The 10,941-nt window shown below is 65.4% G+C and carries 13 protein-coding genes and 3 tRNA genes; 2 read left to right on the top strand and 14 right to left on the bottom strand.

The window, feature by feature from the left end:
- From tuf to trpE, 12 genes are all read right to left on the bottom strand, one after another.
- Positions 1-1,040, bottom strand: a 1,040-nt coding sequence (gene tuf, locus BC358_RS21680; protein ID WP_079366546.1) for an elongation factor Tu, incomplete at its 3' end; no start/stop codon positions are given.
- A 43-nt stretch (positions 1,041-1,083) separates the two neighbouring features.
- Positions 1,084-1,158 (bottom strand) — tRNA-Thr (locus BC358_RS21675).
- Between the two features lie 78 nt (positions 1,159-1,236).
- Positions 1,237-1,310: transfer RNA gene (locus BC358_RS21670), tRNA-Gly, on the bottom strand.
- 33 nt (positions 1,311-1,343) lie between these two features.
- Positions 1,344-1,429, bottom strand: a tRNA-Tyr gene (locus BC358_RS21665).
- A 17-nt stretch (positions 1,430-1,446) separates the two neighbouring features.
- A complete protein-coding gene (locus BC358_RS21660) occupies positions 1,447-2,244 on the bottom strand; it encodes a uracil-DNA glycosylase (protein WP_079367429.1) in 798 nt (265 codons plus the stop codon).
- A 9-nt stretch (positions 2,245-2,253) separates the two neighbouring features.
- Positions 2,254-3,054, bottom strand: coding sequence for an indole-3-glycerol phosphate synthase TrpC (trpC, locus tag BC358_RS21655; RefSeq protein ID WP_079367428.1), 801 nt, complete (start codon positions 3,052-3,054; stop codon positions 2,254-2,256).
- A complete protein-coding gene (locus BC358_RS22175; protein WP_157576303.1) occupies positions 3,047-3,190 on the bottom strand; it encodes a hypothetical protein in 144 nt (47 codons plus the stop codon). Before BC358_RS22175 ends, trpC begins: the two co-directional genes overlap by 8 nt.
- Before the next feature lie 8 nt (positions 3,191-3,198).
- Complete coding sequence (trpD, locus tag BC358_RS21650; RefSeq protein WP_079367427.1) at positions 3,199-4,266, bottom strand: anthranilate phosphoribosyltransferase; 1,068 nt, start codon at positions 4,264-4,266, stop codon at positions 3,199-3,201.
- 15 nt (positions 4,267-4,281) lie between these two features.
- A complete protein-coding gene (locus tag BC358_RS21645) occupies positions 4,282-4,935 on the bottom strand; it encodes a LysE family translocator (RefSeq protein WP_079367426.1) in 654 nt (217 codons plus the stop codon).
- A 19-nt stretch (positions 4,936-4,954) separates the two neighbouring features.
- Complete coding sequence (gene ltaE / locus BC358_RS21640; RefSeq protein ID WP_079367425.1) at positions 4,955-6,028, bottom strand: low-specificity L-threonine aldolase; 1,074 nt, start codon at positions 6,026-6,028, stop codon at positions 4,955-4,957.
- The gene (locus BC358_RS21635) at positions 6,025-6,618 is read right to left on the bottom strand and encodes an aminodeoxychorismate/anthranilate synthase component II (protein ID WP_079367423.1); all 594 of its coding nucleotides are present in this window, start codon (positions 6,616-6,618) and stop codon (positions 6,025-6,027) included. The genes ltaE and BC358_RS21635 overlap by 4 nt, the downstream gene beginning before the upstream one ends.
- On the bottom strand, positions 6,615-8,114 hold the full coding sequence (gene trpE, locus BC358_RS21630; protein ID WP_079367422.1) for an anthranilate synthase component I: 1,500 nt from the start codon (positions 8,112-8,114) through the stop codon (positions 6,615-6,617). Before trpE ends, BC358_RS21635 begins: the two co-directional genes overlap by 4 nt.
- Positions 8,115-8,476: 362 nt before the next feature.
- Between trpE and BC358_RS21625 the strand changes: the two genes are divergently transcribed.
- Complete coding sequence (locus tag BC358_RS21625; RefSeq protein WP_066156688.1) at positions 8,477-9,082, top strand: chalcone isomerase family protein; 606 nt, start codon at positions 8,477-8,479, stop codon at positions 9,080-9,082.
- Here the strand turns inward: BC358_RS21625 and gph are convergent.
- The gene (gene gph, locus BC358_RS21620) at positions 9,072-9,779 is read right to left on the bottom strand and encodes a phosphoglycolate phosphatase (protein ID WP_079367421.1); all 708 of its coding nucleotides are present in this window, start codon (positions 9,777-9,779) and stop codon (positions 9,072-9,074) included. The two genes, BC358_RS21625 and gph, sit on opposite strands and share 11 nt — an antisense overlap.
- Entirely contained in the window at positions 9,779-10,456 is a 678-nt protein-coding gene (rpe, locus tag BC358_RS21615) for a ribulose-phosphate 3-epimerase (RefSeq protein ID WP_066156694.1), read from the bottom strand. Before rpe ends, gph begins: the two co-directional genes overlap by 1 nt.
- An 80-nt stretch (positions 10,457-10,536) precedes the next feature.
- Between rpe and apaG the strand changes: the two genes are divergently transcribed.
- Positions 10,537-10,938, top strand: a complete 402-nt coding sequence (gene apaG, locus BC358_RS21610; protein WP_079367445.1) for a Co2+/Mg2+ efflux protein ApaG — start codon at positions 10,537-10,539, stop codon at positions 10,936-10,938.
- Positions 10,939-10,941: the final 3 nt, after the last annotated feature.

Genomic DNA, 10,941 nt, shown 5'->3' with positions numbered 1-10,941 from the left:
GGCAGCTCGATGGCACCGGTCACGTCCGTCGTGCGGAAGTAGAACTGCGGGCGGTAGTTGTTGAAGAACGGCGTGTGACGGCCACCTTCGTCCTTGGACAGCACGTACACCTCGCCGGTGAAGTGCGTGTGCGGCTTGATGGAGCCGGGCTTGCACAGCACCTGGCCGCGCTGCACTTCTTCGCGCTTGGTGCCGCGCAGCAGGATACCGACGTTGTCGCCAGCCTGACCCTGGTCCAGCAGCTTGCGGAACATCTCCACGCCGGTGCAGGTGGTCTTCTGGGTGGCGGCGATACCGACGATTTCGATTTCTTCGCCGACCTTGATGATGCCGCGCTCGATACGACCGGTCACCACGGTGCCGCGACCAGAGATGGAGAACACGTCTTCCACAGGCATCAGGAAGGCACCATCCACAGCACGCTCAGGCGTGGGGATGTAGCTGTCCAGCGCGTCGGCCAGGCGCATGATGGCCTGCTCGCCCAGATCGCCCTTGTCGCCTTCCAGCGCCAGTTTGGCCGAACCCTTGACAATGGGGGTGTCGTCGCCGGGGAAGTCGTACTTGGAGAGCAGCTCGCGCACTTCCATTTCAACCAGCTCCAGCAGCTCGGCATCGTCCACCATGTCGCACTTGTTCAGGAACACGATGATGTAGGGAACACCCACCTGGCGGGCCAGCAGGATGTGTTCGCGGGTCTGGGGCATCGGGCCGTCGGCGGCCGAGCACACCAGGATGGCGCCGTCCATCTGGGCAGCACCGGTGATCATGTTCTTGACGTAGTCGGCGTGACCGGGGCAGTCCACGTGGGCGTAGTGGCGGTTGGCCGTCTCGTATTCCACGTGTGCGGTGTTGATGGTGATGCCACGAGCCTTCTCTTCAGGAGCCGCGTCGATCTGGTCGTAGGCCTTGGCGGCGCCACCGAACTTGGCAGCCAGCACCGTGGTGATGGCAGCCGTCAGCGTCGTCTTGCCGTGGTCCACGTGACCAATCGTGCCCACGTTCACGTGCGGCTTGGTCCGCTCAAATTTCTCTTTTGCCATTTTTCAGCTCCAAAACAAAATTGCCGAAACACCAGAACAAAGATGGTGCCCTTGGCGGGAATCGGACCCGCGACCTCTCCCTTACCAAGGGAGTGCTCTACCACTGAGCCACAAGGGCCAAGACATCCGACACACGCCGGATACCCTGAAATTCAAAATCCACGCCCGCTGGTCAGGCGGAGTCAACAACCAAAGATGGAGCGGGAGACGGGAATCGAACCCGCGTCATCAGCTTGGAAGGCTGGGGCTCTACCATTGAACTACTCCCGCACAGATTTCCATCGCTCTCACATCTGCAGTCATTGGTGGAGGGGGCTGGATTCGAACCAGCGTACTCGCAAGAGGGCAGATTTACAGTCTGCTGCCATTAACCACTCGGCCACCCCTCCACAAACGCAGCCCGACATTATGCCACGGTTTTTTTGACCGTGTCACTCAACGCCATCAACGACCAGTCAATTGGAGCAACACCCTGCTCCGCCAGCCACCGGTTCGCCGCACCAAAGTGGCCACACCCCAGGAACGGGACCGGACCGCGACTGGCAGACAAGGGTGACGGGTGGTTGGCACACAGCACCTTGTGGCGGGACACATCGATCAAGTCGGCCTTCTTCTGGGCGTGAGCCCCCCACAACAAAAACACCTTTGGCACGGCAGATGCACTGCAAGCCTCGATGACGGCATCGGTGAGCACTTCCCAGCCCTGCCCTGCATGACTACCCGCCTGACCATCCTCCACCGTCAGGCAGGTGTTGAGCAGCAACACGCCTTGTCGCGCCCACGGCGCCAGTGAGCCATCTTCCGGCTCCGGCAGTCCGAGGTCACGGCATAGCTCCTTGAAAATGTTGCGCAGGCTCGGGGGTTTGCGCACACCCGACGCCACTGAAAACGCCAGCCCTTCGGCCTGACCTGGCCCGTGATAAGGGTCCTGCCCGACGATCACCACACGGACATCGGCCGCCCCCCCCCAGGACAAGGCCCGCAAAGGTTCCGGCGGATAGATCACCGCGCCGACCCGCAGGCGTTCGCGAAGGAAAGCCAGCAGCCCCTGTCCGGCCTTGTCCGACCAGAATCGGTCGAGCACCGGGCGCCAGGTCTCTGCGACCGGCCAACGCGCCGGGTCGATCTCCCTGAGCCAGGGCACCGGATCGGTCGATGGCCGCGTCGGCGCCACGCCGTCCCATTCAAAAGATTCCTGTCGCATGAACGCGATTCAGGAAAACAGCTCGGCCAGCGCCAGCCCGGGCTCGGGTGCACGCATGAAGGCCTCGCCCACCAGGAAGGCATGCACACCAGCCTCGCGCATGGTTCGCACATTCTCTCGCCCGAGGATCCCGGACTCGGTGACCAGCAGCCGGTCGGCCGGCACCTCGGGCAGCATGTCCAGGGTGGTTTGCAGGGTCACTTCGAAAGTGCGCAGGTTCCGGTTGTTGATGCCCAGCAGTGGCGATTTCAGCCTGAGCGCACGATGCAGCTCGTCGCGGTCGTGCACCTCGACCAGCACCGCCATGTTCATGCCCATGGCGATGGCCTCCAGGTCGGCCATCTGCGCATCGTCCAGGCAGGCGGCGATCAGCAGGATGCAGTCCGCCCCCATGGCCCGGGCCTCGTAGACCTGGTAGGGGTCGACCATGAAGTCTTTGCGCAGCACCGGCAGATCGCAGCTGGCTCGCGCCTGCTTGAGGTAGTCCGCGCCGCCCTGGAAGAACTGGCGGTCGGTCAGCACCGACAGGCAGGCTGCACTGACCCGGCCATCGCCCTCGGCATAGCTCTGGGCAATGTCGGCGGGAATGAAGTCCTCGCGAATCACGCCCTTGCTCGGACTGGCTTTTTTTATCTCGGCAATCACCGCCGCTTGTCCCGCGGCGATCTTGGCGCGCAACGCACCTTCGAAATCGCGGGTCAGCACACGGCTTTCGGCATCAAAGCGCATCGCCTCCAACGGCTTCTTCTTGCGCGCGGCGGCGATCTCTTCGCGCTTGACCGCGACGATCTGGTTCAGGATGTCACTCATGTTTCTGCGATTCCTCGGGCCGCGGAGTCTGCAGCACCTTCTTGATGACGCGGTGCATGACCACACCGGCGATGATGAACAGGGCGGAGACGCCCAACGCAATCCAGGCGCCTTCGCTCTGCAGCCACACGGGCACGGAGCACCTCAGACGCCCGCGCCAGCGACAGCCGACTGGGTGAACACCTGCAGCTCGCGCAGCTTGGCCGCCGCCGCGCCCGATTCAAGGGTTCGGCGCGCCAGCGCAATGCCCTGCGCCATGTCGGGGGCGACGTTGGCCGCGTAGAGCGCCACGCCGGCGTTGAGCGCCACGATGTCGCGGGCCGCCTTGAGCACTGGATCGTCCCGGTTCTCCAGCACGCCCAGCAGCATCGCCTTGGAGTCCTCGGGCGTCTCCACGCGCAGCGCGCGGCTGCTGGCCATGGTCAGGCCGAAATCCTCGGGGTGGATTTCGTACTCGGCGATCTCGCCGTTCTTAAGTTCCCCCACCATGGTGGCAGCGCCCAGCGACACTTCGTCCATGCCGTCCCGGCCATAGACCACGACCGCATGCTCGGCGCCCAGCCGCTGCAGCGCGCGCACCTGAATGCCGACCAGGTCGGGGTGGAACACGCCCATCAGGATGTTGGGCGCCGAGGCCGGATTGGTCAGCGGGCCAAGAATGTTGAAGATGGTCTTGATGCCCAGCTCGCGACGCACCGGCGCCACGTTCTTCATGGCCGGGTGGTGGTTGGGGGCGAACATGAAGCCCACACCCACCTCGGCGATGCTGCGCGCGATCACGTCCGGCGGCAGGTTGATGTTGATTCCCAGGCTCTCCAGCACGTCGGCGCTGCCGCTTTTGCTGGAGACACTGCGTCCGCCGTGCTTGCTGACCTTGGCGCCCGCAGCGGCAGCCACGAACATGGAGCAGGTGGAGATGTTGAACGTGTGCGAGCCGTCGCCGCCCGTGCCCACGATGTCCACCAGGTGCGTCTTGTCGGCCACATGGACCTTGGTCGAGAACTCGCGCATCACCTGAGCAGCGGCGGTGATCTCGCCGATGGTTTCTTTCTTCACGCGCAGCCCGGTGATCAGGGCCGCCATCATCACGGGCGACATCTCGCCACCCATGATCATGCGCATGAGGTGCAGCATCTCGTCGTGGAAGATTTCGCGGTGCTCGATGGTGCGCTGCAGGGCTTCCTGCGGGGTGATCTTGTGGGCGTGGGGCATGGGGGTCTCCGGAAATCAGCGGGAAGGATTGTCGGACAGGGCGAGCTTGAGGCCAAAGCCGATGAACATGAGGCCGGCCGCGCGGTCCATCCAGTGCATGGCGCGCTGCACCGCACCAACGCGGCGCGAGGCCCAGCCGGCCAGCCAGGCGTAGCCGAAGTTGATCGGCAGCGAGTTCAGGTTGAACAGCAGACCCAGCAGCAGAAAGGCGGTCACCTTGTCCTCGGTGCCCGGCGCGATGAACTGCGGCACAAAGGCCAGGAAGAACAGCGCCACCTTGGGGTTCAGGACATTGGTCAGAAAACCTTGGCGGTACACGCGCCACAGATTCACCGCCGCCACCTCCGCGCTCACGCCCGCCGGCACGATGGAAGAATCACCGCCCTTGGCCAGCAGCAACTTGACGCCCATCCACATCAGGTAAGCCGCACCCGCCCACTTGAGCAAGGTGAAAGCTGTGGCTGAGGTGGCCAGCAACGCGCCGACGCCGAGGGCGGCGGCAAACACGTGGACGAAGCAGCCGCTGACGATCCCCAGCGCGGCCACCATGCCGGCCCGCACACCGCTCTTGAGCGCGCTGCTGACGATGTAGAGCACATCGGGGCCGGGCGTGAGGTTGAGCAGCCAGCCCGCCGCGATGAACATGAGAAGTTGCGTCGAATCGGGCATGGCGTTGTTCCTGGACCGATCAGTAAGGGCCGGTGCGCCCGGCTACGGTGCCCGCTGCGGGCGCCTCGACAAAGAAGCGGCGCACGGTGGCGAGGGCATGGTCGATGCCAGCGGTGTCCACATCGAGGTGGGTCACGAAACGCAGGCCGATCAGCCCGGTGGCCAGCACGCCGTTCGCTTTCAAGAACTCCAGCAACGCCGGACCTTGGCCATCGGCCACGTCGACGAAGACGATGTTGGTTTCAGCCGATTTCACCGTCAGACCATCGATGCCGCGCAGGCCGTCGGCCAGCCGCCGTGCGTTGGCGTGGTCATCGGCCAGGCGATCCACATGGTAGTCCAGCGCGTGCAGCGCGCAGGCGGCGAGCAGCCCCGCCTGGCGCAGCCCGCCACCGGCCATCTTGCGGATGCGGCGGGCGCGGGCGATCAGTTCGCGCGAGCCGCACAGGGCCGAACCGACCGGCGCGCCCAGGCCCTTGCTGAAGCAGACCGACAGGCTGTCGAAATGGTCGGCGATCTCGCGCAGGCGGGCGAACGTGGTCTGCTCCGGCGCGGCCGACGCGACAGCAGCGTTGAATACGCGCGCGCCATCCAGATGGGTGTTGAGGCCCCTCTCGCGCGCCAGCGCCGCGGCACCGCGCAGGTAGTCGTCGGGCATCACATGGCCGTTCCAGGTGTTTTCCAGGCACAGCAGGCGGGTGCGCGCGAAGTGCGGATCGTCGGGTTTGATGGCCGCGGCAATGTCGGGGAGCGCCATGCGACCCTGGGCATCCTGCGTCAGCGGCTGCGGCTGGACACTGCCGAACACCGCCGCGCCGCCACCCTCGTAGCGGTAGGTGTGGGCCAGCTGACCGACGATGTACTCGTCACCGCGTCCGCAATGCGCCAGGATGCCGCAGAGGTTGCTCTGCGTGCCCGAGGGCATGAACAGCGCGGCCTCCTTGCCGGTCAGCGCTGCCATGTGTTCCTGCAGCGCGTTGACCGTCGGATCATCGCCGAACACATCGTCGCCCAGCGGCGCGGCCATCATGGCCTCCCGCATGGCGGCCGTGGGTTGGGTGACAGTGTCGCTGCGCAGATCGACAGTTTTCATGCCTGCTCCAGGAAGTTCTTGAGCATGGCGTGCCCGTGCTCGGTCAGGATGCTCTCGGGGTGGAACTGAACGCCTTCGATGGCCAGGGTCTTGTGCTTGACGCCCATGATCTCGCCGTCCGGCGTCCAGGCCGTGACCTTGAGGCAGTCGGGGCAGCTTTCACGTTCGATGGCCAGCGAGTGGTAGCGGTTGACCGTGAACTGCTCGGGCAGGTTCGCGAACACCCCCTCCTGCGTGGTGGTGATCACGCTGGTCTTGCCGTGCATCAGCTCCTGCGCCCGGATGATCTTGCCGCCGAAGGCTGCTCCGACAGCCTGATGACCCAGGCAGACGCCGAGGATGGGCAGCTTGCCGGCAAAGTGCTGGATGGCCGGCACCGAGATGCCGGCCTCGGCCGGCGAGCAGGGGCCGGGCGAGATGACCAGGCGGTCGATCTGGCCGGCGTCGAGCCGGCGCTGGATCTCGTCCACCGTGATCTCGTCGTTGCGCACCACGGTCACGTCGGCACCCAATTCACCGAAGTACTGCACGATGTTGAAGGTGAACGAGTCGTAGTTGTCCACCATCAGCAGTTGAATCTTCTTGCTCATTCCAGCCCCTCCTCGACCAGTTCCGCGGCGCGCAGCAGCGCCCGCGCCTTGTGTTCGGTTTCCCTCCATTCCATCTCGGGCACCGAGTCGGCCACCACACCGGCCGCGGCCTGCACGTGCAGGGTCTGGTCCTTGATGATCGCGGTGCGGATGGCGATCGCCACGTCCATGTCGCCGGCGTAGCTGAGATACCCGCAGGCGCCGCCGTAAATGCCGCGTTTGACCGGTTCGAGCTGGTCGATCAGTTCCATGGCATGCACCTTGGGCGCACCGGTCAGCGTGCCGGCCGGGAAGGTGGCCTTGAGCACGTCCATGTTGGTCATGCCGTCGTTCAGCACGCCCTCGACGTTGCTCACGATGTGCATGACGTGGCTGTAGCGCTCGACCACGAAGGCCTCGGTCACCTTGACCGTGCCGATCTTGGCGATGCGGCCGATGTCGTTGCGCGCCAGGTCGATCAGCATCACATGCTCGGCGCGCTCCTTGGGATCGGCCAGCAGCTCGACCTCGGTCGCCTTGTCCTTCTCGGGCGTGGCGCCGCGCGGGCGGGTGCCGGCCAGCGGGCGGATGATGACCTTCTGCCCCTCTTGCGTGTGCTCCTGGCGCACCAGGATCTCGGGCGACGCCCCCACCACGTGGAAGTCCCCGAAGTGGTAGTAGTACATGTAGGGGCTGGGGTTGAGCGAGCGCAGCGCGCGGTAGAGCGACAGCGGCGACTCGGTGTAGCGCTTGCTGATGCGCTGGCCCACCTGCACCTGCATGAAGTCGCCCGCGGCGATCAGTTCCTTGGCGCGTTCGACCGACTTCAGGTAGTCGTCCTTGGCGAAGCTGCGCTGGGCCGGATGGCTCTGGCTGGGTTTGACCACCGGCGCCGCCACCGAGTACTTGAGTGCCTCCTTGAGCTCGCGCAGGCGCTTCTTGGCGTTGGCGTAGGCCTCCGGCTGGGCCGGGTCGGCGTAGACGATCAGGTAGAGCTTGCCCGAGAGGTTGTCGATGACCGCCAGTTCCTCGCACTGCAGCAGCAGGATGTCGGGTGTACCCAGCGTGTCGGGCGGACAGGTGTGCTCCAGCTTCTTCTCGATGTAGCGCACCGCGTCGTAACCGAAATAGCCCGCCAGACCGCCGCAGAAACGCGGCAGGCCTGGCCGCAGCGCGACCTTGAAGCGCTGCTGGTAGGCGGCGATGAAGTCCAGCGGATTGCCGTGGTTCGTTTCGACCACCACGCCGTCGCGGACCACCTCGGTCCTGGCCTCGGCACCGAAACCGCTGGCGCGCAGCAGGGTGCGGGCAGGCAGGCCGATGAAGCTGTAGCGACCGAAGCGCTCGCCGCCAACGACGGATTCGAGCAGGAAACTGTTGGCGCCATCGCCCCGGTCATGGGCCAGCTTGAGGTACAGCGAGAGCGGGGTTTCGAGGTCCGCGAAGGCCTCGACCATCAGCGGGATGCGGTTGTAGCCCTGTTGCGTGAGGCTCTTGAATTCGAGTTCGGTGATCACGGTTCTTGCTCCGGGGTGCCTGGGCGGTGCCAGGGACCGTCTGTGAGGGATGCAGCCGGATCGGCTGCAGGCTTGCGGGGCGCTGGACGGACGCTGCGGGCCGGCCCGTGCCCCTTCAGAGGGGGGAGTGCACGTTTACGCTGGCTTGCGCCAGGGCCAGGCTCCCCGACCATTGCGGCCAGGTGCAAAACCTGCAGAGAACGTGAGAGAAGCGAACATGACGGCGCAGTGTAGCAAAGCGCGTCGCCTGCGAGGCGCCGGTCATCGACCGGCAAACACCTCAGGGTCATCCCGAGCTTGTTTCCGGTTCCGGGTTTGCGGACAATGCAAAAACGAACGATCGTTCTATTTGGAGCCATCCCATGAATACGCCGCGTCTTCACCTGTTTGTGCCCCGGCTCGTCCTGGCGAGCGCCTTGGCCGTGGCCAGCCTGCCGACCCTGGCTGCGACGGTGGAGGTGGCAGGCGTCAAGCTCGAAGACCGGGTGACATTGGCCGGAAAGCCCCTGACCCTCAACGGTGCCGGCGTCCGCTACAAGGCGGTGTTCAAGGTCTACACCGCTGGCTTCTACGTGGAGAAGCCCGCCAGCACAACCGACGCGCTGCTGGACCAGCCCGGCCCCAAGCGCATGACCATCACCATGCTGCGCGACATCGACTCGGCAGAACTGGGCAAGCTGTTCTCCCGCGGCATGGAAGACAACATGGAAAAGGGCAGCTTTGCCAAGCTCATCCCGGGCGTGATGCGCATGAGCCAGGTGTTCACCAACCACAAGGTGCTCAAGACAGGCGAGAACTTCATGCTCGACTGGATTCCCGGCACCGGGACCGTGCTCACGGTCAAAGGCCAGGTGGAAGGCGAGCCGTTCCGGGAACCGGAGTTCTTCGAGGCCCTGATGCGCATCTGGCTCGGCCCCAAGCCGGCCGACTGGCAGCTCAAGGACGCCCTGCTCGGGATCAAGAAGTAAGGCGCTCCGCCAGTTCAAGCAGCGAGTCCACCAGCAGGTCGTGCGGAGCCTGCGCCACCGGCTGGCCGTGGTTGTAGCCGTAGGTGACCAGCGCGACCGTGCAGCCCGCCGCACGCGACGCCAGGGCGTCGTTCTGGGAATCCCCGACCATCAAGGCCCGTCCGGGCTCGACGCCCATGGCGGCGCAGGTGCCCAGGATGGGCATCGGGTCGGGCTTCTTGCGCTCGAAACTGTCGCCACCGAACACCCAGCCGAAATACCCGTCGAGCGCCTTGGCCTTGAGCAGGCCCTGCGCAAACGCCAGCGGCTTGTTCGTCAGGCAGGCCATCGGCAGCCGCATTGACTTCAGTATCGCCAGCCCCTCGACCACACCCGGGTAGACCGCGGAGAACTCGCCGTTGATGCGCAGGTAGTGGTGCTGGTAGCGCTGCCAGGCGGGCTCATAGAGCGTGTCGACGCTGCGCGCCTGGCAGACATTGGACAGCCCGGTCACCTCGGGCAGGGCCAGATGATGCGCAAGCACCGACCGGATCAGGTGCTCCGAACCTTTGCCGACGGTGCGCTCAATCAGGGCGCGCGTGACCGGCGGCAGGTCCAGGTCGGCCAGGGTGCGGTTGAGGGCCTCCTCGAAGTCGCCCAGCGTGTCGACCATGGTGCCGTCGAGATCGACGATCACCGCCTTGATGCCGGCCAGCATCAGGCGAGCGCAGCGCGCATCTGATCGATCACAGCCTTGTAATCCGGCTTGCCAAAAATCGCGCTGCCGGCCACGAAGGTGTCGGCGCCGGCGTCGGCCACGCGGCGGATGTTGTCGGCCTTGATGCCGCCGTCCACTTCCAGGCGGATGTCCTTGCCGCTGGCTTCGATGCGCTTGCGCGCCTGCTCGATCTTGCGCAGCGCCGAGTCGATGAAGCTCTGGCCGCCGAAACCTGGGTTGACGCTCATGATGAGGATCAGGTCGATGTCCTCGATCACCCAGTCCAGCACGTCCAGCGGCTGAGCGGGATTGAAAGTCAGGCCGGCCTGGGCGCCTTTGGCCTTGATGGCTTGCACGCTGCGGTGCACGTGGGCACTGGCGTCGGGGTGGAAGCTCACCAGATCGGCACCGGCGTCGATGAAGGCGCCGGCCAGCGCATCCACCGGCTGGATCATCAGGTGCACGTCGATCGGCACCGGCGTGCCGTCGGGCTTTTTCGCGTGTGGCTTGAGCGCCTGGCAGACCATGGGACCGAAGGTCAGGTTGGGCACGTAGTGGTTGTCCATCACGTCGAAATGGACCCAGTCGGCGCCGGCGGCGATGACGTTCTTCACCTCCTCCCCCAGGCGGGCGAAGTCGGCGGACAGGATGGACGGGGCAATGCGGTAGGTGGTCATGAAAAAGGTCCGGATGGGCGCAATTCCGCCATTTTCGCAGGGCCTGCCGGGTTATGCGGCGCCGCGGTAACATGCCCGCCATGCCGAAATACCAGTTCACCTGCGAGGTCGAGCCTCAGTACCTGGCCGAACAGTCCGCGCCGGACGAGGACATCTACGCCTTCGCCTACACCATCACCATCACCAACACCGGTGACGTGACGGCACAGCTGATTTCGCGCCACTGGATCATCGACGACGCCCGCGGCCACACCGAGGAGGTCAAGGGGCTGGGCGTGGTCGGCCACCAGCCGCTGCTGCGGCCGGGCGAGTCGTTCCAGTACACCAGCGGCACCCGCCTGGGCACGCGCTCGGGCAGCATGCGCGGCAGCTACTTCTGCGTGGCCGAAGACGGCGAGCGCTTCGAGGCCGAGGTGCCCGAGTTCGCGCTGGTGGCCGACGGCGGCGGTGGCAGCGACCAGCCGCCGCGCGTGCTGCACTGACGC

Origin of the sequence: Hydrogenophaga sp. H7 (assembly GCF_002025745.1) — a bacterium.
In the GTDB taxonomy this organism is placed as follows: domain Bacteria; phylum Pseudomonadota; class Gammaproteobacteria; order Burkholderiales; family Burkholderiaceae_C; genus Hydrogenophaga; species Hydrogenophaga pseudoflava.
The sequence above is the reverse complement of the archived record's forward strand: the minus strand, read 5'-3'. Positions and strand labels throughout refer to the sequence as shown.

Bases quoted from the DNA above. Each gene is read 5' to 3' on its own strand.
- BC358_RS21660 (WP_079367429.1), bottom strand. From the start codon at position 2,244: ATGCGACAGGAATCTTTTGAATGGGACGGCGTGGCGCCGACGCGGCCA.
- trpC (WP_079367428.1), bottom strand. From the start codon at position 3,054: ATGAGTGACATCCTGAACCAGATCGTCGCGGTCAAGCGCGAAGAGATC.
- trpD (WP_079367427.1), bottom strand. From the start codon at position 4,266: ATGCCCCACGCCCACAAGATCACCCCGCAGGAAGCCCTGCAGCGCACC.
- BC358_RS21645 (WP_079367426.1), bottom strand. From the start codon at position 4,935: ATGCCCGATTCGACGCAACTTCTCATGTTCATCGCGGCGGGCTGGCTG.
- ltaE (WP_079367425.1), bottom strand. From the start codon at position 6,028: ATGAAAACTGTCGATCTGCGCAGCGACACTGTCACCCAACCCACGGCC.
- BC358_RS21635 (WP_079367423.1), bottom strand. From the start codon at position 6,618: ATGAGCAAGAAGATTCAACTGCTGATGGTGGACAACTACGACTCGTTC.
- BC358_RS21625 (WP_066156688.1), top strand. From the start codon at position 8,477: ATGAATACGCCGCGTCTTCACCTGTTTGTGCCCCGGCTCGTCCTGGCG.
- gph (WP_079367421.1), bottom strand. From the start codon at position 9,779: ATGCTGGCCGGCATCAAGGCGGTGATCGTCGATCTCGACGGCACCATG.
- rpe (WP_066156694.1), bottom strand. From the start codon at position 10,456: ATGACCACCTACCGCATTGCCCCGTCCATCCTGTCCGCCGACTTCGCC.
- apaG (WP_079367445.1), top strand. From the start codon at position 10,537: ATGCCGAAATACCAGTTCACCTGCGAGGTCGAGCCTCAGTACCTGGCC.